General features: G+C 41.9%; 20 protein-coding genes and 1 other annotated feature. Of the genes, 3 read left to right on the top strand and 17 right to left on the bottom strand.

The annotated features are described in order from the left end of the window. The first annotated feature begins 48 nt into the window (after positions 1-48). Together L4C54_RS02910 and L4C54_RS02905 are read left to right on the top strand one after the other, a co-directional pair. Positions 49-729, top strand: a complete 681-nt coding sequence (locus tag L4C54_RS02910; RefSeq protein ID WP_428801597.1) for a hypothetical protein — start codon at positions 49-51, stop codon at positions 727-729. Between the two features lie 78 nt (positions 730-807). Next, positions 808-1,008, top strand: coding sequence for a DUF4250 domain-containing protein (locus tag L4C54_RS02905; protein WP_428807023.1), 201 nt, complete (start codon positions 808-810; stop codon positions 1,006-1,008). A gap of 100 nt (positions 1,009-1,108) precedes the next feature. Here the strand turns inward: L4C54_RS02905 and metR are convergent, their stop codons facing one another. Next, positions 1,109-2,020 carry an HTH-type transcriptional regulator MetR gene (metR, locus tag L4C54_RS02900; RefSeq protein WP_428801599.1) on the bottom strand — a complete coding sequence of 304 codons (912 nt, stop codon included), beginning with the start codon at positions 2,018-2,020 and terminating at the stop codon, positions 1,109-1,111. A 258-nt stretch (positions 2,021-2,278) separates the two neighbouring features. Here metR and metE point away from each other — a divergent pair, with 258 nt between their 5' ends. Continuing rightward, positions 2,279-4,618 carry a 5-methyltetrahydropteroyltriglutamate--homocysteine S-methyltransferase gene (metE, locus tag L4C54_RS02895; protein ID WP_428807022.1) on the top strand — a complete coding sequence of 780 codons (2,340 nt, stop codon included), beginning with the start codon at positions 2,279-2,281 and terminating at the stop codon, positions 4,616-4,618. Positions 4,619-4,736: 118 nt separating this feature from the next. Here metE and L4C54_RS02890 read toward each other — a convergent pair whose 3' ends face one another. From L4C54_RS02890 to trpL2, 16 genes are all read right to left on the bottom strand, one after another. Next, the gene (locus L4C54_RS02890; protein WP_428801601.1) at positions 4,737-5,294 is read right to left on the bottom strand and encodes a VC2662 family protein; all 558 of its coding nucleotides are present in this window, start codon (positions 5,292-5,294) and stop codon (positions 4,737-4,739) included. 227 nt (positions 5,295-5,521) lie between these two features. Then, positions 5,522-5,905, bottom strand: a complete 384-nt coding sequence (locus L4C54_RS02885) for a GspS/AspS pilotin family protein (protein WP_428807021.1) — start codon at positions 5,903-5,905, stop codon at positions 5,522-5,524. Position 5,906: 1 nt separating this feature from the next. Beyond that, positions 5,907-6,203, bottom strand: a complete 297-nt coding sequence (locus L4C54_RS02880; protein ID WP_428807020.1) for a YciI family protein — start codon at positions 6,201-6,203, stop codon at positions 5,907-5,909. A 107-nt stretch (positions 6,204-6,310) separates the two neighbouring features. After that, the gene (yciA, locus tag L4C54_RS02875; protein WP_428801604.1) at positions 6,311-6,700 is read right to left on the bottom strand and encodes an acyl-CoA thioester hydrolase YciA; all 390 of its coding nucleotides are present in this window, start codon (positions 6,698-6,700) and stop codon (positions 6,311-6,313) included. A 118-nt stretch (positions 6,701-6,818) separates the two neighbouring features. Next, on the bottom strand, positions 6,819-7,367 hold the full coding sequence (locus L4C54_RS02870; RefSeq protein WP_428807019.1) for a septation protein A: 549 nt from the start codon (positions 7,365-7,367) through the stop codon (positions 6,819-6,821). Between the two features lie 86 nt (positions 7,368-7,453). Further along, a complete protein-coding gene (locus tag L4C54_RS02865) occupies positions 7,454-7,705 on the bottom strand; it encodes a hypothetical protein (RefSeq protein ID WP_428807018.1) in 252 nt (83 codons plus the stop codon). Between the two features lie 97 nt (positions 7,706-7,802). Beyond that, a complete protein-coding gene (locus L4C54_RS02860) occupies positions 7,803-10,346 on the bottom strand; it encodes a hybrid sensor histidine kinase/response regulator (RefSeq protein WP_428807017.1) in 2,544 nt (847 codons plus the stop codon). Further along, on the bottom strand, positions 10,339-11,526 hold the full coding sequence (locus L4C54_RS02855; protein ID WP_428807016.1) for an acyl-homoserine-lactone synthase: 1,188 nt from the start codon (positions 11,524-11,526) through the stop codon (positions 10,339-10,341). Before L4C54_RS02855 ends, L4C54_RS02860 begins: the two co-directional genes overlap by 8 nt. Before the next feature lie 236 nt (positions 11,527-11,762). After that, positions 11,763-13,052, bottom strand: a complete 1,290-nt coding sequence (locus L4C54_RS02850) for a dicarboxylate/amino acid:cation symporter (RefSeq protein WP_428807392.1) — start codon at positions 13,050-13,052, stop codon at positions 11,763-11,765. Between the two features lie 321 nt (positions 13,053-13,373). Then, on the bottom strand, positions 13,374-14,180 hold the full coding sequence (trpA, locus tag L4C54_RS02845; RefSeq protein ID WP_428807015.1) for a tryptophan synthase subunit alpha: 807 nt from the start codon (positions 14,178-14,180) through the stop codon (positions 13,374-13,376). Beyond that, a complete protein-coding gene (trpB, locus tag L4C54_RS02840) occupies positions 14,180-15,370 on the bottom strand; it encodes a tryptophan synthase subunit beta (RefSeq protein WP_428807014.1) in 1,191 nt (396 codons plus the stop codon). Before trpB ends, trpA begins: the two co-directional genes overlap by 1 nt. A gap of 11 nt (positions 15,371-15,381) precedes the next feature. Next, on the bottom strand, positions 15,382-16,797 hold the full coding sequence (gene trpCF, locus L4C54_RS02835; protein WP_428807013.1) for a bifunctional indole-3-glycerol-phosphate synthase TrpC/phosphoribosylanthranilate isomerase TrpF: 1,416 nt from the start codon (positions 16,795-16,797) through the stop codon (positions 15,382-15,384). Between the two features lie 4 nt (positions 16,798-16,801). Next, positions 16,802-17,800 (bottom strand): anthranilate phosphoribosyltransferase, encoded by a 999-nt coding sequence (trpD, locus tag L4C54_RS02830; RefSeq protein WP_428807012.1) that lies wholly within the window; start codon positions 17,798-17,800, stop codon positions 16,802-16,804. 13 nt (positions 17,801-17,813) lie between these two features. Then, entirely contained in the window at positions 17,814-18,440 is a 627-nt protein-coding gene (locus L4C54_RS02825) for an aminodeoxychorismate/anthranilate synthase component II (RefSeq protein ID WP_428807011.1), read from the bottom strand. Between the two features lie 5 nt (positions 18,441-18,445). Continuing rightward, a complete protein-coding gene (locus L4C54_RS02820; RefSeq protein ID WP_428807010.1) occupies positions 18,446-20,011 on the bottom strand; it encodes an anthranilate synthase component 1 in 1,566 nt (521 codons plus the stop codon). A 126-nt stretch (positions 20,012-20,137) separates the two neighbouring features. Further along, positions 20,138-20,238 (bottom strand) — a sequence feature (Trp leader region). Beyond that, a complete protein-coding gene (gene trpL2, locus L4C54_RS02815) occupies positions 20,191-20,295 on the bottom strand; it encodes a tryptophan operon leader peptide (protein ID WP_428807009.1) in 105 nt (34 codons plus the stop codon). It overlaps the preceding feature by 48 nt. Positions 20,296-20,317 lie beyond the last annotated feature (22 nt).

Raw genomic sequence — 20,317 nt, 5'->3', positions numbered from 1 at the left:
ATTATCCCCACCATACATATATGTTGTTCAATTTTAATAGCGGATATTATGGTACATCATCTACTTTCTCTCTTTCCTGCCATGCTCTTGGGCGCGCAGTTAGTATTAACCATCATTTTAGTTAAAGCTGATATTTGCCCCGGGCAGCGTGGCCGTATCCATAAAACATTACCTGTAATTGGCGTACTATGGTTAGCCGTTGCTTCACTGCAAATTGAAGTATTTATGGTGGTATTTGCGATTTTCTATTTTTACTCGCAAGTTCAAACAGGGAAAACACGTAATGCAGGTCCTATTTGGTTGTTGTATCTCGCCAACGGTTTGGCTCTCTCATTTGTTGGGATTCAAGTTAGCCAACAAGCAGAACTTTCACAGTCTATTGCTTATTTCGTGTTGATTTTTTTGTTAGGTGCAAGTTTTTCTCATCTATTGCTTACGGTTGCGCGCACGCGTTTACAAGCTTTTCATAAAGTATTACCTGTGGCTGGAGTTATAGCGGCTATGGCATTCGTTGTTTGTTCATTGGTTACAATTTATGGGCTAGATGAATCTCAACTTACAATGATACTGAGCCCCCTCGTGGCTCTATTTGTACTGTTGCTTTTTGGTGTCGCCGTATCATGTTGGCACCTATTGACGGATAAAGAGGTGAATAAAGCGCAGTTAACTGTGAGTCTTTTACTGCTCTTAAGTGCGAGTACAGTTTCGTCAGGATTAGTGACAGTTTAGAGCTTAATCACGTCATATTTGGAAAATAGCAGCTACGCTTTTAGAGTCTGTTGAGTTTAGAACTAGAGGAGCGTAGTGATGGATCTTAGCAATGTATCCCGTTTTGATAGCGTCATTCTTCTTGGTATCGTTAATGAAAAATTACGCATAGAGTGCGATAGCTTTGAAGAGCTAGTGAGCATGTATGAAATGGATGTAGAAAACTTGGTTGGGAAGTTGGATGTGTTGGGCTATCAATACGATCCATTAACTAACCAGTTTAAAGCGTACGAACGTTAAATTGGTCCATAACGAATTCATACGCTTTTGATCGGCTCAGGTAGTAGTCGGCAGTAAATACTAGCCTAATTCTTGTTATCATTTTTTCGGTTAATAACGATTAAGCCATCTTGATTCCGTCAAGGTGGCTTTTACATTGTAGTCTGGCCGTTGAAAAGAACGCTTGTAGATAGCGTTTATCTTTTTCGGAATTTCGGGTAGCAGCAAATAGTCTGCGCCAAAGGCCTTCACCTAATGGCTTGCTACTAATTAGCCCTTGTCGAGAAAACTCACTGATTGCCCAGTTTGGGAGTGCAGCAACGCCTAAACCAGCCGAGACCATTTGTACAAGCATTAACGTATTATCTGCCTGTTTCCACTTTTGAGGCTCAATATTAGCGGGTTGTAGGAAATGCTTTACGATATCAAGCCGTTGCTTTTGAACGGGATAAGAGAGCATGGTTTGATCACTAATATCTTGTGGTTCGATGAAATCTTTGTTTGCAAGAGGGTGAGTCGTAGACGTAATGAGGCGCATTTCAAAGTCAAACAGTGGTTCATAATGAACTTCGGACCTAGGTTGGATATCAGAGGTAATTACTAGATCTAACTCTCCGGCCATCAGCGCAGGTAGAGGTTCAAAGCCAAAACCAGAAGAAAAATCAAGGGTGACACTAGGCCACGCAATTTGATACTCCTTTAAGGCAGGCATTAACCATTGAAAGCAAGAGTGGCATTCAATGGCCATATGTAATCGACCATTCACATCCTCTTTTAAACTAGCAAGTTCATTTTCAGCTCGTGCTAGCTGAGGTAACACCTCATTTGCTACTTTCAGCAATATTTCACCTTCTGAAGTGAATTTAACAGGACGTGTTTTTCGTAAAAACAGTTGTCCTCCAATCCGGGATTCCAAATCCTTTATTTGATGAGACAACGCAGACTGAGTTAAATGCAGTGCAGTCGCCGTTGCGGTTAACGATCCTGTCTCTCTTAGCGAGGTGAGGGTGCGCAAATGTTTTAGCTCAATCATGAGTTCCTCTCATCTTCCTTGAATATTCATTAGTAACCCTAATCTACCTTTAATAAATAGCGGTGTAAACATCTAGATGGCTATATTGCTTTTGATACATGAGAATTATTAATAAACAAGTTGAATAATTGGAGATTGTTCATGTTTGTGAAAAGCGAGATAGTTTGGCCATCCAGAGCTCTTCTAGATTTCAATTCTAGAGAGACTAAAGGCTAAATCGAATTGCTTAGCAAAATAATAACCAAAAGGAATATGGACATGACAACAACGACTCACATACTAGGCTACCCACGTATTGGCGAAAAACGAGAGCTTAAATTTGCATTAGAGCAGTATTGGCGTGGAGAGATCGACCAAAAAGCACTGAAAGAAGTTGGCTCGTCACTTCGCCAGAATAATTGGCAGATCCAAAAGAACGCAAAGTTAAGCTTTGCCACCGCAGGGGATTTTGCATGGTATGACCATGTGCTAACCACAGCATTACTGTTGGGCCATACGCCTAAGCGTCATAACAATGGCTTTCCTGATTTGGACACCCTGTTTAAGGTGGGTCGTGGCCAGTCTCAAAATCATTCTAGCAATACGTGTGGATGCGGTAGTGCTCATGGGAATAGCGAAGTAAAAGAGGAGAGCGGAAATGCCGCGTCTGATATGACCAAATGGTTTAATACCAATTACCACTATATTGTGCCAGAGTTTAGCCAAGACGATAGTTTCGAAGTCAGTTGGCCGCAGCTGTTTGAAGAGGTGAATGAAGCGATTAAAGCGGGCCACAAAGTCAAACCTGTTCTGCTTGGGCCCTTGAGCTATCTATACCTAGGGAAAGAAGTTGAGCCCGACTTTGATCGTTTAACATTATTGCCGCGTTTACTTACGGCTTATCAAGCAATCTTGTCAAAACTAGCGGGTCTGGGCGTTGAATGGGTACAAATTGATGAGCCAATTTTATCGCTTGAGTTAGAAGAGAAATGGTTGAACTCGTTTAAGCTAGCTTATCAAGTGATTCAAGGTGATGTAAAACTACTGCTTACCACGTATTTTGACTCTGTCGTTGATACCATTGATAAAATTGTAGAGCTTCCAGTTCAGGGACTACACGTTGATTTATCAGCAGCACCAGAGCAGCTTGATCTTGTTCTTTCTAAACTGCCGCAAGATTGGGTTCTATCTGCTGGTGTGATTAATGGTCGAAACGTATGGCGAGCTGATTTAAGCGCCTTGATTGAACGTTTAGAGCCAGTCAAAGTGCAGTTAGGTGAGCGTTTATGGATTGGTACATCGTGTTCCCTACTTCACAGCCCAGTTGATCTAGAGCTGGAATCTGATTTAAGTGAAGACGTTCGATCTTGGTTTGCTTTTGCAAAACAGAAAGTAGATGAGGTAACACTACTTGCCGCAGCTCTTGATGGAGACAGCAATGCGGTTCTAGCTTGTGACACTTATAGCCAACCAATTGTAGCCAGACGTTCATCAACTGCAGTAAACAAACCGCAAGTGGAAGTACGCATTAACAGCATTACCAAAGCGTTAGCTGAACGAAGTGAAGAGTACGCTACACGCGCTCAACATCAAGCAAATGTGCTTGGTTTACCTTTACTACCAACAACAACTATTGGTTCTTTCCCGCAAACTGGTGAAATTCGCGCTCAACGTAGCGCACATAAAAAGGGCCAGTTAACCGATACGGAATATAATCAAGCGTTGAAAGGTCATATTGCGGATGCTGTAAAACGTCAAGAAGCGTTAGATTTAGATGTGTTGGTACACGGTGAAGCTGAGCGCAACGACATGGTTGAGTATTTCGCTGAGAACTTATCTGGGTTCCAAACAACTAAGTTTGGTTGGGTACAAAGTTATGGTTCTCGTTGTGTGAAACCTGCAATTGTGGTTGCCGATATTGAGCGTGAACAGCCAATTAGTGTTGGTTGGACGACCTATGCACAGTCTTTAACATCGAAGAAAATGAAAGGGATGCTTACAGGTCCTGTAACAATCCTATGTTGGACTTTCCCGCGTGAAGATATCTCACGTAAAAAAATCGCCCAGCAATTGGCGTTCGCATTACGTGACGAAGTGTCTGATCTACAAGATGCGGGTATCAACATAATTCAAATTGATGAACCAGCGATTCGTGAAGGGTTACCACTTAAGAAGCAAGATCATAAAGAGTACCTAGAGTGGGCGGTAGACGCTTTTAAAATATCAGCTGCGAGTGCAAAACCTGAGACTCAAATACATACTCACATGTGTTACAGCGAGTTCAATGAGATTATTGATTCAGTTGCAGCGTTAGATGCAGATGTGATCACCATCGAAACCTCTCGCTCAAATATGGAACTGCTACGAGCGTTTGAAGAGTTTAACTATCCAAATGAAATTGGTCCGGGTGTCTATGATATTCATTCACCAAATATTCCATCGGAAGAGTGGATTCAAGATCTACTTAAAAAAGCAGCAGAGAAGATTCCAGCAGAGCGCTTATGGGCAAATCCAGATTGCGGTTTGAAAACACGTAACTGGCCTGAAACAGAGCAGGCATTAACTAACCTTGTTTCAGCGGCTAAGTCGTTACGCAAAGAGTGGACTGAAGCGGTGTAGCGGTAGAGTGACCATGAATTGAAATTAAAAATGCCGCTATTAATAGCGGCATTTTTATCAACTTTTTAAAGTAAGAATTCTAACGCAAAGAAAAAGCTCTAAGTTAGAAAAAGCAGAGCTACTTAGCAAAGTTGATGATAGGGAAACACTTGAAGAATCCGTTATCAGCACAGTTAATCAGACCAATTTGAACACCTTCAATTTTTGATGTTTTGTTGAAGATACCTACTTGCACTGTTGATGTTTCAGACAAGTTAGCTGCGCCTACATCAACCATTGTGTTGCCTTCTGAGTAGTTTACAAAACTTACGTTTGCACCTTTAACATCATTAGTGACGTTTACTGCACCAACGTTTGCACCCAGTGTTGAGCCAGTATTCCAGTTAAAGAAACCTAAAGACGCACCTGTCATTGATTCATTAACTTTTGAAGCACCGAAAATACCCAGGTTTACACCAGTTGTGTTATTGGTTTCTGAAAGACCAACAATTGCTAGATCCACACCTTTAACTTCATTAACTTGACCGTAAAGCGCAGCAACACGAACACCGCCAACAGCGTTTTCGTCTGGGGCGTTAAAGTTATTAATAGATGAGAACATTACTGGGGTAGAAGCAAAGGCAACCGAAGAAGTAAGCGCTGCTGTTACAGCTAGAGCAGAAACGATTTTTTTCATGGGGGACTCCAAACTATGAGTTTTTATAATTTTCAATTGACGCTTGTAAAAACAAGGGGCAATAGATGCGATCTGACTCGCATACTCTATATGCGTAATATAGAGTATGCAAGTGTATCAGTGAGTTGGGTTGAATGCGTATCACAGATGAAACGATAGCGTATCATTTCATCTTGTTCGTATATTGCTCCGTAATTGACAAGTACTATCTATTTTAGAAGTACTGCCTATTTACAAGTGCTATTGTCAATGTACTGATCGATGACGAGTTGGCCTCGGCTATTACGCATTTTAATACGATAGCTGATTCCGACTTCCAAATTGCTCTTCACTTCTGGATTTTCACAATAGCTATTTATGCTCATGTTCATGACTTGCTGAATAGGCTTCGCACCCCGAGCATCATCGTTATAGACCATCATGATTTCAATGGTTGTGCCTTTTGCATTGGCACGCATGATCGAGAGTGGACCATGCTCTAAAGGTAGTTCTGCGCTCAACACGCTTGCTCTATTGTTTGCAAGCAGCTCAAGATGACGCTGCTGCTCGGCATTTGAAGAACAGCCTAATAGTGTTAGTGAAACCAGACAACCGATAAGAAATCTACGCATTTTAAAATACTTTTTTAAACGGCTTTACAACAACGTTGGCATAAACACCGGCATCGATATATGGATCGGCGTCTGCCCAAGATTGAGCATCTTGAAGAGAATCAAACTCAGCAATAACGGTAGAACCTGTAAAGCCCGCTTCAGCCGGATTCTCAGAATCTATAGCGGGCATAGGGCCTGCTGTGAGAAGGCGACCTTCATCTTTAAGCGTTTGAAGGCGCTCTAAATGCTGTGGGCGAACAGAAAGTCGTTTTTCAAGAGAGTTTTCAACATCAGTTGAGAAAATAACGTACCACATAGTATGTCCTTATAAAGAGTGATTAATTACATTGGGAATGCTTTATTGAAAACCAATGTACCGAAAGTAACAGGATTTTCCAGCAACAATGTGATGGTAATGTGAGTTTAAGCTTTGGTAATAGCGCGAGGTTTTCCATTTGTATCAATTGCAACGTAGTTGAAGGTTGCATCACAGACCATAAACCGTTCTCCCACACCATTTTCTTTGACAGGCTTAACCCAAACAGCAAGGTCAATGCTCATGGAGGTACGGCCTATTTTCGTACATTCACCGTATACACAAACAACGTCACCCACTTTTACAGGCTTTTTAAACGTGATGCTAGAAACAGAAACGGTAACGATACGGCCACCTGAGATCTCTTTAGCAAGAATGCCCCCAGCTAAATCGAGTTGAGACATAATCCAACCACCGAAAATGTCTCCATTTGCGTTACAGTCGCTTGGCATGGCAAGAGTTCGAGTAAGTAGTTGGCCTATAGGTGCATCTGACATGGTTTTACCTTGAATAATTAGTATTTCTGAAACAACACAGCGACCCCAAAGGTCGCTGATTTAGAATATTAGAACTGGAACGTAGCGATTGTACCAAATTGAAAGTATGTAGACAGCACTACTGTTTTGAAGAGTTATCTTGCTCTTTCGGCATGTACTTGTAGACATAAATACCGGTGAGAATAGTGTAGCCAAACGTGGCAGCAAGTAGACCGAATACTTTAAAGTTCACCCAAAAATCTAGTGGCATCTCATAAGCCACATAGATATTAAGTAGTGCGCAGAAGCTGAAAAAAACAACCCATGCCCAAGTAATATTTGCCCATACTTTTTCTGGCAATGTAAGTTCTTTTGCGAGCATTCCTTTGATAACCGACTTGCCAATTAAATGACTCACTGCAAGGCCGATTGCAAATACCGCGTATACAATCGTGACTTTCCATTTTATAAAGTTGTCATCGTGTAGGAAAATCGTCATACCGCCAAAAATAGCCACCATGATAAAAGTGATGAACTGCATCTTTTCAACTTTTTTATACAATGCATAGGTCACTACGATTTGAATAGCGGAGGCGATGATTAAAGCGCCAGTCGCTATATAGATATCTTGCATTTTGTATAATACAAAAAAGATAATTAGTGGAATAAAGTCAATTAGTTGCTTCATTGTTGAGTGATTTTCCAATGTATAGTTGGCTACAGTCTAGCGAAAACAGAGGCAATACAAAACAAATGGAGACGTTTTAAAATTAATTACCTTTCAATTACACTCGTTTGCAGCCTTGGGATCAGTCGCTTCATATCTTCCAAATACCCTTCGTTACGTAGGTTATCTACTGCCGACCTTAACTCTGCATCGCTCATGGAAAAGCAACACGATTTACCCGTCATCAAGTTCAAGTATTCGTGGTATTCCATTTCAGTAAAATGCCCAATACGATCAACGAGTAACGTTTTAATCCCATGATGGATTAAGCCATAGTAAGTATGTCGATGAATGTCCATAACAACTGCTCCTAATCTAAGTTGCTGCTGAAGAGCAAGTGGTAGCCAAGAAAATGCCACCGCAACGTAATAGAATACAAAGCATATTAAATGCCAACTAATGAGTTGTTTGAACTTCTCGATTTCTACTAAGCCATTTTATAACTTTTTCTTCTAGGGCATCTTGGCCTGTTGGCTTACTTAAATGGTCATCCATTAATTCTGAGATCATAGAAAGCTCTTTGGCTCCAGACTCGCCAGAGAGAGCAATGATAGGGGTTGTAGGGGATATCCGCTTCAGTTCAATTGAGGCGTCAAACCCATTCATCACGGGCATTTGGATATCCATAATAACCAGATCGATAGGGTTTGTTCTAAAAATATCAATCGCGGTTTTTCCATTATTAGCTTGAATAATATTCAGCCCTAGATCCAAATGTTCAAGGTAAAGCGTCACAAGTGCTCGTTGCACCTCTTTATCATCGACAACCAAGATATGCTTATGGTTTAGCTGTTGATTATCAAAATCGGTAGGAATAAACCTATTATCTGTTTTATTTTTAAAGCTTTTTTCCACGGGTTGCGGTACAGCGATAACAGGAAAGCTTAATCGAAATTCAGTGAATTTCCCCAATTCTGATTCGCAGTTAATAGTCCCACCAAAAGAGGTCATTACTCGCTGACAGTATCCTAGCCCGAGGCCGCTACCACCACTTTTATTATGAGAGAAAAAGTCATTAAAAATATGAGCTTGTATTTTTTCTGGTATACCAGGTCCGGTATCTCGGACTATGACGTGATTTTGATTGTCACTTTGCAATATGGAAATGTCAATTTGACTATCAGGATAAGAATCAAAGTAATAAATGGCATTACGAAGTAGGTTGAAAATGACAAAATTAAATAAGGTATCGTTAACTTTGACATAAAAGTCACCAGTTGCGATTAGCCGAATTCGTTGTTTCTGCGAGGTGTCTTCGAACCCGTACTGGTCGAGTGATCCTCTTAGTAGTTGGGTAATTGAATATGAAGACGAGGGTTCATCGTCTAATGAGGCACTGTTTACTTCTCTTAGTATGATATCAATAAGCTGCTTACCGCGTTCAACAGCATTTTTACCTTTATCTATCTCTATTTCTAGCTCATGGACGGCAGATTGACGGTCAATGTGTGAGCGTAATGTTTCAAAATGCAGTAACACCTGCGCGAGCGGGTTTCTCATCTCATGCGCAATCGTATTAGCTAACGCTTGAGACTGTCTAACTTTACATTCCATGTTGATATAGCCTTGCGCTTTTTTGAGCATGCGTTGCAACGCTAAGACCTCTTCCTGTGAGAATAAGCGGCCACTTGTTTTGTGAGTGGATATGAGAAAGTGTGAGACGCCATGGCTATCATCAAATAGCGGTAGTGCCATAGCGACATCGGTATTACTCATTTTAGCGTATAACTTTGCGAGCTCTTCAGGTTGATCGCTAGATGATCGATCAATTTGATCTTTAATTTCATCAACAATAAGCGCATTCCCGAATAGCTGAACCTGTTTGGTGTATAGCTCATCTTCTTCACTAGTTTGGATTAGCTGTATTTGGGATTTAGGCACGCCCAGTAATAGGGACAGCTTATTCATGGCAATTGATGGAGAAGACTGAAACTCTGAAACCAAAGAGTTGATCTCATCAAGTGGTGTTTGTTCTGATTGATAGAGTACAACACTGACATAACGCTTAATCTTGTTGAACATGTATCGCCATGTAACACCAATAAACATGCAACCTATAATGACATTTGTGGTTACTTGAGCTGGTGTTAAAAATTGGCAGATAGAAAGGTAAAGTGCAGTATAGAACCCACTAGTGATAATCAATGTTAGGGTGAGAAAGAGTATGTACTTCCCACTAAAAAATCGACGCGTTAGTAGCGCATAACCGACCATCAACATTTCGCTGATTGATAAAGCAGGTGGTAACCATGTTAACGAGAAATCATTGAGTAGATAAGTAAAACCAAGCTGTATAACGGCTGTTGAAATCATGAAAATTGCGATGCCCAGAATCATGTAATTGATTCGAGCTTGACCAAGTTTATCAGCACTGTGTCTTATCGAAACCAAATTGATCAACGTGAGTGCTATTAGGGAAATCAGAATGGTAAAGAAGCCTTGAGTGTGCGGACCAAAGACTATTATAAAGTCACTCGCACTTTTTACATGAACATCAACGACGGTGAGATCTGGAACGATGTTTACAGTAATCGCATAAATGACAAACAGACTTAATATCGCGTAATGAAACTTTGGTGTCGGTGTTTTTGAAAGCTCAGCGCGAAGCTGACATGAGAACAAGAAAGCGAATGTAAATCCAAGAAATGCAGATATATTGGCGAGTATTGCCATGAAAACAGCGACTTCAGCAGAAAAAATAACTAAGAAGTCGGTATGAAAATAGGCATTACTTATGATCCAAAAAAATAGCCCAATAGAATAGAACACATAGAACCTAAAAGTATTTGCTTTATTTCCACTAGATGGCTCCTGTAACGAGCGTGATCGACTTCGTAATGAATATAAAAAGTAACCGACCCAGATCAAAATAAGAAAAGAGATACCAATCAATGTTAACGCTTTTGGATAAAGCAGCGGTGCAATGAGTGTGTCAAACATAGTCAATCTCTTTCACTTCTCTAATTCTACCAATGACGCGATGCTTATAAGATTGATAATCTAGATCTTCAAGCTCATAGCGCAAACTAGGGATGACCCAAAATCCTTTGTACGTATTGTTGATAGAGTTTTCAACATGTCTAAAACTACTATGAAAATAGCCCCCGTATTTTAATGTTTCATAAAACCGGATCATCCACGGTTGTTCGATAACTGTGTATGCGAGTTTGAAGTTTCTATCGGCTAGATAAGGCATAATTCGTTTTTGTGCAAGAAAGAGAAAGAATGCACCTTGCGTGGTTGTCCCGCTCACTGTTAAACGTAGCACTTCACATATTTGCTCTTTATCTTGGATATGGGAACTGAAGTTGTCTTCAAAGTGTTGGTTACAGCTACCGTTATAATCGAACTTGGCATCAAATAATCCCAGTTCGAAACAGCGTTCATTCAGGTTGTTAGGCAAACATAATTGCCAATAATGATTTCGGAAAAACGATGTGAAATAGAGCCACTGCTGTGCGTCTTTCCAACCTTGAATTCGAGCTGATGAAACGATAGTGCTTGGTGTATCTTGATCGTTAGAATTCGGGTAGGTAAGGATAAAGTGGCTTCCCTGACGTGATATGTCTAATTTGGGTAGAATTTCATACCACTTGTTCACTGAGACCAGTGTGGATAGATTAATAAGGGCAATCGCATCATTTAGCGGCATTGGTGCAAAATGGTGAAGTGATAAATAGAGCTTATTTGATGTCTCTATTTCTTCAATGATTTGAGATTGGTATAAATTTTCATCGATAAGTAGAACACTAGGCTTATAAGTGCTGTCGGATGGATAGCGCTGTTTTATCTTGTATATTTCATATTCACACCAGAATGCAGGCCAATGATCAAAGCATTGTATCGCCAATTTTTCGAGTGATTTGAACTCTTCAGGCCAAGCGGGGATATCGGTATTAAGCGCTTGAAAGTACGCTTTTGTCTTAATGCATGAATCGATGCTAAGGGATTGGAGAGATGGATCGAGAGAGTAGGCAATACTTAATCTATTCATCAATATATCGACAAGAAAACTTGTTGATATTGTTGCTTCAATTGATTGGGCTGTGCGAAAACAGCTTTCTTTAGTGATATCGAGATCGAGTTGGTGGTTACAGTCTGATTGATCGATCGCGGCCATCCTTTGTCCCTATGTTTAGCAGAGTTAACTAGTGGCCTAGTAGCATAACAACAGAGAATAATGTAATCGAATGCATATTAAGTGAAGCGTGCGATAGATCTCAGCATTTATAGAACAAAAGGCCCTGAGATTTAACATCTTAGGGCCTTTATATTTCACTTTAATGAAACATATAGTTCAAGGTGATGATTTAATAGCACCACTGATTACTATATTGAATCAATAATGGGCGAGCTCTATGCTTCTTGTTTTTGAAGTTCAGCTTCAACTACTTCATCTTCAATTAGAGAGTCAACAATAACAGCACATGCTGCGTCACCAGTGATGTTTAGCGCTGTACGGATCATGTCGAATACACGGTCAAGAGCAAACAGTAGTGGTAGACCTTCGATTGGAATACCAGCCGCTAGTAGTACTGCAACCACTAGGAAAGATGGACCAGGAACGCCTGCTTGACCAACAGCACCAAGAGTAGAGGTTAAGATGATCGCAATGTATGCGCCCATGCTTAAATCAATACCAAATAGCTGTGCAAAGAAGATTGCAACCAAACCGTAGTAAATCGCGTTACCAGACATGTTGATTGTTGCGCCTAGTGGCAGAACAAATGATGCCGTTGAGTTACGAACACCTAGCTCTTTCTCAACGGTTTCCATAGTAACAGGAAGCGTTGCCATAGAAGATGCCGTAGAAAGTGCAACAGCCTGTGGCTTCTTCATTGCTGTTAGGAATTTCTTCGCAGACGTCTTAGTAAAGATTTGGATCATCAGCGGGTATGCTACAAAGCCGAAGATTAGAATTGCAGCAATGTAAACCATGAACAGTTTGAATACGATCATTAGTGCAGCAAAACCGAACGTACCAACCGCTTCAGCCATCAGACCAAATACACCTAGCGGAGCGATGATCATTACTTTATTGATCATCCAAACCATTGCGCCAACAATAGTGTTAACACCGTTGATGATTGGGTCGCGCTTTTCAGCAGCTTGCTGAGAAAGTGCTACACCAAAGAACAGGCAGAATACTAGGATTTGTAGGATGTTTTCTTCGTTCAGGGAGCTGAAAATGTTCGTTGGGATCATACCAGTTATGGTTGCCCAGAAAGTAGGAAGCTCACCTTTGTCTGCTAAGTCACCAACCGCAAACATGCCTTCAACGGCAGAAACATCGATACCTAGACCAGGCTTGAAGATTTCACCCATTACTAGAGCAAGTGCTACAGCAAGTGCTGAAGTAATACCGAAGTAACCTAATGTCGTTAGACCAACTTTACCTGCTGATTGACTGCTACCTAGACCAGCTGCACCTGAAATTAGTGCAACCGCTACTAAAGGGATCACCAGCATTTTAATCAATGCGATGAAGATTGCGCCCATCGGTGCAAACATCGTTGCACTTTCACCCATCAGGCCACCGATGACTGTACCAAGAATCATAGCGATGACTACTTGCACGCCAATGTTGCTTAGTAAATTCTTTTCTTTTAACACTTTTGTTACTCCTGTGCTGCTTAAATGTAAAATCCTAATATTACATACTAATAGTTACTAAATTATTAGATAAATATTTCGTCATGCTTTGTACACGTATCTATCGCTATTGGCAACCGAGCAGGGGGGCAATTGGAGTACTTAAATGGGTTTTTATGACTTTTGTTTGTTTTTTGTCATTTTTAGCAAACGTTTGCTATTTGTTTTGGTGATTTATTGCACGTATTTGATTGGGGTTGTGAATGAGATTTTGATGAGGCTTGAAGTAAGAGAATTGTTAAATGTTAAAAAAAAGACCTTCAAAATTTCTCTGAAGGTCTTTTAGACTAAAAGATCTAACTTTTAAACATTTAGCTACATTTGTGTAGCTTGTTTCATAGTAGAAACGAATTTATGAAGTGTTGAGAGCATCTGGGTTGGTGCTTCTAGGTTTGTTTCGATGATCTTAACGACAGCGGAACCTGAGATGGCTCCCGCAGCACCGGCGACTAAGGCTTGCTTAACTTGCTCAGGTTCGGAAATACCGAAGCCTAAAAGCGCGGGAGGAGCATCATACTGGTTAAGGCGATCTAATAGTGCATTAACGGGCATGTTTGCCTTGGTTTCTGCTCCTGTTACACCTGAACGAGAGAGTAGGTATGTATACCCGCTGCCTAGTTTAGCTACTGATGCTAATGTTTCGTCGCTCGCCGTTGGTGGAGCGATGAAGATTGGATGTACACCATGTTTTTCAGCAGCAGCGACAAACTCGGCACTTTCATTAGTAGGGACGTCTGCGATTAATACAGAATCAATGCCTGCTTCAGCGCAGCGTTGGTAGAAATTTTCAATGTCACGCGAATAGACTAAATTTGCATACATCAGTAACCCAATCGGTAGCTCTGGGTATTTAGCACGAATCTTAGCGATAAGATCAAAACAGATGTCAGGTGTTACTTTTGAATCTAAGGCACGAATGTTTGCACCTTGAATCGTTGGGCCGTCCGCGAGTGGATCAGAGAAAGGGATACCAAGCTCAAGAGCGTCAGCGCCAGCTTCAACCAATGTCTCCATTATTTTAAGTGACTGCTCAGGATTAGGATCACCAACAGTAACGAAAGGGACAAAAGCGCCTTGGTTTTTCTCACTTAGACGAGTGAATAGTGTTTGATAGCGATCCATTATAAGACTCCTTTCTCTTCTAAAATATCGTGGACAGTGAAAATGTCTTTATCACCACGCCCTGATAAGTTAACAACCAGTAGCTGCTCTTTTTCTGGTTCGTCATGTGCCATCTTAAGTGCATGCGCAAGAGCATGAGCTGATTCAAGCGCAGGAATAATACCTTCTTTACGAGCTAAGATTTGGAAAGCATCTAATGCTTCATCATCGGTCACGTTGTCGTACTCAGCTCGGCCAATAGCACTTAGGTGAGCATGTTGTGGACCGACTGATGGGAAGTCAAGACCTGCTGAAACTGAGTATGACTCTTCAACTTGTCCGTGTTCATCTTGCATTAATGGCGCTTTCATACCAAAGAAGATGCCCGTTTTACCGTGCTTAAGTGGCGCACCGTGTTGGTCAGTATCAATTCCTTTACCTGCTGGCTCTACACCAATCAGGCGTACATCTTTCTCTTCGATAAAGTCAGAGAACATACCTATTGCATTCGAACCACCACCGACACATGCGATAACCGCGTCAGGCAGGCGACCTTCACGAGCTAAGATTTGATGCTTAGTCTCTTCGCCAATCATATGTTGGAATTCACGAACAATGGTTGGGAATGGGTGAGGGCCAGCCGCTGTACCAAGTAGATAGTGAGCTTCTTCATACGTTGCAGACCAATCACGTAGTGCTTCGTTACATGCGTCTTTAAGCGTTGCTGAACCTGAATGAACTGGAATAACTTCCGCGCCCATTAGCTTCATGCGAAATACATTAGGGCTTTGGCGTTCAACGTCTTTTGCACCCATATAAACACGACATTTTAAATCAAGCAGTGCACACGCTAGAGCCGTTGCAACGCCATGCTGTCCCGCGCCAGTTTCCGCAATGATCTCTTTCTTGCCCATGCGCTTAGCAAGCAGTGCTTGGCCAAGAACTTGGTTGGTTTTATGTGCGCCACCATGAAGCAAGTCTTCACGTTTAAGGTAAAGCTTAGTTTTCGTGCCTTTGGTCAAGTTACGAGTCAAAGTTAACGCCGTAGGACGACCTGCGTATTCTTGCAGTAGCGTCATAAACTCAGCTTGAAACTCAGGGTCTTCTTGAGCGTCAATAAATGCTTGCTCAAGTTGGTCTAGTGCTGGGACTAAGATTTGTGGAACGTATTGTCCACCGTATTCACCAAAATAGGCGTCTAGTTTTGCCATGATAATAATCCTTAATAATCTCTGATTGCTGCAAACGCTCGTTGCAACTTATCGGTATCTTTTTTACCTGCTTGGTATTCAACGCCTGAGTTTAGGTCAAGGCCTAAGCAGCCAAGAAGTGACGCTTGCTGTGCGTTGTCTGCACTTAGCCCACCAGCTAGCATAATTTGTTGTGTCTGGTTAATGATGTCCCAGTCAAATACTTTCCCTGTTCCACCTGATTGTTCACCGACTTGGGTATCTAACAGATGGCGGTCAATATTGTGTTCCAATAGTGTCGGCATTGAATCTGTCACACCGTAAGCTTTCCAGATTTCAGTTGAATCGGAAAGACGTGCTTTTAGCTCATCTACGAACTCTTGATTTTCATCACCATGAAGTTGTATCGCTTTAAGTCCTAATTGAGAAGTAATTTCTACAATAGAATCAACGTGACTATTTTGAAATACGCCAACATATTTAAGCGGCGCACCACTCATGGTTAATCGGGCGGCTTCAAGATCAACATATCGTTTAGATTTTTCGACAAAGATAAGCCCGCCAAATACAGAGCCTGCTTGGTAGGCCTTGGCTGCATCATCAGGGTGGGTTAATCCACACACCTTGTTTTCGCCTAAGATGACGCTACGAGCTGCAAGCTCAATATCATCTTCTGCCATTAACGAGCTACCGATCAAAAATCCTTTAGCGTAAGGAATAAGGTCTTTTACTTGTTGATGAGTGTATATACCTGACTCTGAAATAATAATCGCATTTGGTGCTTTCGATTTTACTTGTGGAGCAAGCTCTTTAGTACGGTTAAGGTCGGTCGATAAGTCACGCAGGTTGCGATTGTTAATGCCGATAACCTTCGCGTTCAAGGCGACGGCACGGTTTAACTCCTCTTCATTACTTATCTCGGTCAGAACACCCATTCCTAATGAGTGAGCGACGTCCGCAAGCTCTTTGTACTGTTCATCGTTTAGCACTGAGAGCATAAGAAGAATGGCATCTGCGCTGTAGTGACGCGCTAGATATACTTGATACGTATCGACCATGAAGTCTTTACACAAGATAGGTTGCGTCGCGATAGAGCGAACCTTCGGCAAAAATTCAAAGTTACCTTGAAAGTACTTTTCATCGGTCAGAACAGAGATAGCGCTCGCATGGCGATTATAAACGGTAGCGATCTGCTCTAGGTTAAAGTCATCACGTATTAGCCCTTTAGAAGGAGACGCTTTCTTACACTCTAGAATAAAAGCAGTCTTTCCTGTTTCAAGTGCGTTGTAGAAATCACGATCAGATTGTGTAAGTGCTGCTTTAAACTCACCAAGAGGTTGCGATACTTTACGATCTTCGACCCACAAATATTTATCTTTGACAATTTTGGCTAACACCTCAGCCATTTCCGTTTCTTGTAGCGATACGTGTTCAGAAAGTTGCGTCATTGAATTAGCCTCTGCTCGCAAGTTGTTGAACAAGATCGAAAGCTTTTCCTGAATTCATCGCTTCGATGGCTTTTTGTGTATTTGCTTTCAAATCTTCCTGACCAAATAGACGCATTAGAAGCGCTACATTGACAGCCACTGCCCCAACTTGAGCGTCGGTACCTTTACCTGTCAAAATATTAGTAATAATGGCGCGGTTCTCTTCAGGAGCACCGCCCTTAATAGCCTCTAGAGGGTGACTGGTTATACCAAAATCTTCTGGCGACAAGATGTATTGTGTAATCTCACCATCTTTAATTTCGGCTACGGTAGTTGTGCCGTGGATCGCCACTTCGTCTAGCCCACTACCGTGAACAACGGCCGCGCGTTTCATGCCCATTTTCAACATTGTTTGGGCAATCGGTAATACTAATTCTTCGCTGTATACACCCATCAGCTCTATGTTCGGACGAGCGGGGTTGATCAGAGGGCCGAGAATATTGAAAATTGTACGCGTTTTCAGTGTTTGACGAACAGGCATCGCGTGGCGAACACCACCGTGATATTGAGGAGCGAAAAGAAAGGCTACACCCAGTTCATCAACTGCTTGTCGAGTATCTTCTGCGCTCATTGCAAGGTCGATACCAAAAGAGGCAAGCAGATCAGAAGAACCTGACTTGCTTGAAACACTACGGTTGCCATGTTTCGCGACTTTTAAACCACACGCTGCGGCAACAAAGGCGGCAGTAGTAGAGATGTTAATAGTGTCGTGTCCGTCGCCACCCGTACCAACGATATCGGCAAAATCATAATCTGGGCGAGGGAATGGACTTGCGTTGGCAAGTAATGCTTTCGCAGCTCCTGAGATTTCCTCAGGTGTTTCGCCTTTGATTTTAAGCGCAGTCAGTGCTGCGGTCATCAAAATGGGGTCTAATTCACCACGAATAATAACGTCAAACAGTTGCTGACTTTCTTCTTGGGTAAGAGAGTGCTGGTCATAAAGCTTATTAATAATATTTTCCATGATAACTTCCTTATTAAGCCGTTTTTTCGTGGTTAGATTGATTCTCAAGAGCCCACTCTATGGCATTGCTAAGAAGTGTCGCGCCATAAGTGGTCATGATTGATTCTGGGTGGAATTGGAACCCGCAAACTTTATCTTGTTCGTTGACAACGGACATAACGAGCCCATCAACTTCAGCTGTTATCGTTAGTTGCTCAGAGACATGAGTCGCGACCAAAGAGTGATAACGAGCAATGGCCAGAGGGGAAGGTAAGTTCTGATAAATCGCATGATTCTGGTGTGCCATCATCGACACTTTGCCATGAATGATTTCACCTGCGCCTGCCACGGTACCACCGTAAGCTTCAACAATCGCTTGATGCCCAAGGCAAATACCAATCATAGGCACTTTACCTTTTAAACGTTGAATCAGTTCCGGCATTGAGCCTGCTTCTGATGGTGCTCCCGGACCAGGCGATAACAGTACGACAGGATTGGTTAATTGCTCGATTGCGTTTTCAATGGCACTTGCTTCGATATTGTTACGATAAACCGTTACTGGGTAGCCAAGCGAACGAAATTGGTCAACAAGGTTATAAGTGAATGAATCGAAGTTATCGATAAATACGATGTTTGCGTTGTTTACTGATGTCGTCGTCATATCAATTATTCCTTATGCGCAGCTTGAATCGCTGAAATGACAGCTTGAGCTTTTCCGCGAGTCTCGTCCGCTTCGGCTTGCGGGTCTGAATCAAAAACGACACCAGCGCCTGCTTGAACTTGAGCGATACCATTTTCAACGTAGGCTGAACGGATAACAATACATGTATCGAGTGTACCTTCACCTGTTAGATAACCAACTGCGCCACCATAGCTTCCACGACGCGCTTTTTCGACATCACGAATCAGTTGCATGGCACGAATTTTAGGTGCTCCCGTGAGTGTTCCCATATTCATACACGCTTGGTACGCATGGAGAGCGTCTAAGTCTTCGCGCAATTGGCCTACAACACGAGAAACCAAATGCATAACATGGCTATAGCGATCAACTTTCAGTAAGTCAGCCACGTGGCGAGTGCCTGCTTGAGATATTCGAGCAACATCGTTTCGTGCTAAGTCGACGAGCATCATGTGTTCCGCGTTCTCTTTCGTGTCCGTTCGAAGTTCTAGTTCAATACGGCTATCAAGATCGAAATCAATCTCACCATTCGGGCGTTTACCTCGACGTCGAGTTCCCGCGATAGGGTAAATTTCGACTTGGTTAGTATCGGTTTCGTATTTCAGTGCACTTTCCGGTGAGGCGCCAAACAGAGTAAATAGTTCATCTTGCATGTAGAACATGTAAGGACTTGGGTTACTTTGTTTGAGTTCTTGATAAGCAGCAAGTGGAGAAGGGCATGGAAGAGTAAATCGACGAGAAGGTACAACTTGGAAAACGTCACCTTTAACCACGTATTGCTTTAAATCACGTACTGTCTGACAGAACACCTCATCAGAGATGCTAGGAACTACATCAACATTAGCGAGTTTGATTGCTTGCACGTTCGCAGGAGGTAGTTCGCACAGTGCTTTGATTTCAGCGAGTCGCTGTTCAAGTTGGTCTTTTACTTCTGAGTCTTGGCTAAAGTTACTAGCGTGCAAGTGACCTTCTTCCACTTGATGGTCAAAGCGTAATAAGGTTTCTGCAACATAAAAAACGTAATCAGGGCACTGGTTCGTGCTTTCAGCATCGCCTAGGGGCTCAAAATTTGCGACTAGGTCGTAAGCAAAAAGACCGGCCAAAAATAGCTCTAGCTTTTCATCTGGGTTGTTTTTGTAACTATGCTGGACAAGACGTAGGGCATCAAAAGAAGAAGGTTCGCGAAGGCGAGAGTCTTCATCGAGTGTGTCGCAAGCTTGAGTAAATGTGAGCACCAACTTTTCTGAGCTATACTCAGATTCGATATCAGATTTTACGTTAGCATGAATATGTTTAATGAGGCTTTGGCCGTTCGCTGTTAAAGCTTGGAATGTAACTTCGTGGCCATAACAGATAATCCGAACCGCAGAATCAATAAGCAGCAGGCTCTTTAGATTCTGTTTTGAGTCAATTTCGGCAGACTCTAGTAATAAACTGTCGCGTTTATTTTCACAAATAGTGTGAAAAAGTTGCGTCGGGTCTTGAGAGTAAGGGACGGTAGTATTGATGATCTCAATGTTACCTAGCTCTTTAATATCAATGGTCTTGTTCACAAGACTTCCTTCTAGTTTTTTGTATCTTCCTGTCGTACATACTCGCATAAAGTACATAGACTCCCAATGAACAATATTGCTTATTTGTTGAATTGTTAGTCAATTGAGTGTGAGTTAGTCGACAAAATAAAAAAGCCCGCTAATTTAGCGGGCTTAGTGAAATAATCTGGCTTGATTTGTTACACGCGTACCCACTTAGAACTTGTCCAAGTACGCCACCAACGAAGTTCGCTGCAAAGAGCAGAAACTTTATCTTTATTAGGTTGGTTTAATTCTTGTAACATAGTGAGCCTTATTGGAGATGCT

This window comes from Vibrio lamellibrachiae (assembly GCF_050337265.1).
In the GTDB taxonomy this organism is placed as follows: Bacteria; Pseudomonadota; Gammaproteobacteria; order Enterobacterales; family Vibrionaceae; genus Vibrio; species Vibrio kyushuensis.
Note: the sequence above shows the minus strand (reverse complement) of the source record. Positions and strands in the feature narration are given on the sequence as shown.

Bases quoted from the DNA above. Each gene is read 5' to 3' on its own strand.
- metE (WP_428807022.1), top strand. From the start codon at position 2,279: ATGACAACAACGACTCACATACTAGGCTACCCACGTATTGGCGAAAAA.
- trpB (WP_428807014.1), bottom strand. From the start codon at position 15,370: ATGGCAAAACTAGACGCCTATTTTGGTGAATACGGTGGACAATACGTT.
- L4C54_RS02880 (WP_428807020.1), bottom strand. From the start codon at position 6,203: ATGTGGTACGTTATTTTCTCAACTGATGTTGAAAACTCTCTTGAAAAA.
- trpA (WP_428807015.1), bottom strand. From the start codon at position 14,180: ATGGATCGCTATCAAACACTATTCACTCGTCTAAGTGAGAAAAACCAA.
- L4C54_RS02890 (WP_428801601.1), bottom strand. From the start codon at position 5,294: ATGAAAAAAATCGTTTCTGCTCTAGCTGTAACAGCAGCGCTTACTTCT.
- L4C54_RS02865 (WP_428807018.1), bottom strand. From the start codon at position 7,705: ATGGACATTCATCGACATACTTACTATGGCTTAATCCATCATGGGATT.
- L4C54_RS02910 (WP_428801597.1), top strand. From the start codon at position 49: ATGGTACATCATCTACTTTCTCTCTTTCCTGCCATGCTCTTGGGCGCG.
- L4C54_RS02905 (WP_428807023.1), top strand. From the start codon at position 808: ATGGATCTTAGCAATGTATCCCGTTTTGATAGCGTCATTCTTCTTGGT.
- trpCF (WP_428807013.1), bottom strand. From the start codon at position 16,797: ATGACGCAACTTTCTGAACACGTATCGCTACAAGAAACGGAAATGGCT.
- L4C54_RS02825 (WP_428807011.1), bottom strand. From the start codon at position 18,440: ATGACGACGACATCAGTAAACAACGCAAACATCGTATTTATCGATAAC.
- L4C54_RS02860 (WP_428807017.1), bottom strand. From the start codon at position 10,346: ATGTTTGACACACTCATTGCACCGCTGCTTTATCCAAAAGCGTTAACA.
- L4C54_RS02870 (WP_428807019.1), bottom strand. From the start codon at position 7,367: ATGAAGCAACTAATTGACTTTATTCCACTAATTATCTTTTTTGTATTA.
- metR (WP_428801599.1), bottom strand. From the start codon at position 2,020: ATGATTGAGCTAAAACATTTGCGCACCCTCACCTCGCTAAGAGAGACA.
- trpD (WP_428807012.1), bottom strand. From the start codon at position 17,800: ATGGAAAATATTATTAATAAGCTTTATGACCAGCACTCTCTTACCCAA.
- trpL2 (WP_428807009.1), bottom strand. From the start codon at position 20,295: ATGTTACAAGAATTAAACCAACCTAATAAAGATAAAGTTTCTGCTCTT.
- L4C54_RS02855 (WP_428807016.1), bottom strand. From the start codon at position 11,526: ATGGCCGCGATCGATCAATCAGACTGTAACCACCAACTCGATCTCGAT.
- L4C54_RS02885 (WP_428807021.1), bottom strand. From the start codon at position 5,905: ATGCGTAGATTTCTTATCGGTTGTCTGGTTTCACTAACACTATTAGGC.
- yciA (WP_428801604.1), bottom strand. From the start codon at position 6,700: ATGTCAGATGCACCTATAGGCCAACTACTTACTCGAACTCTTGCCATG.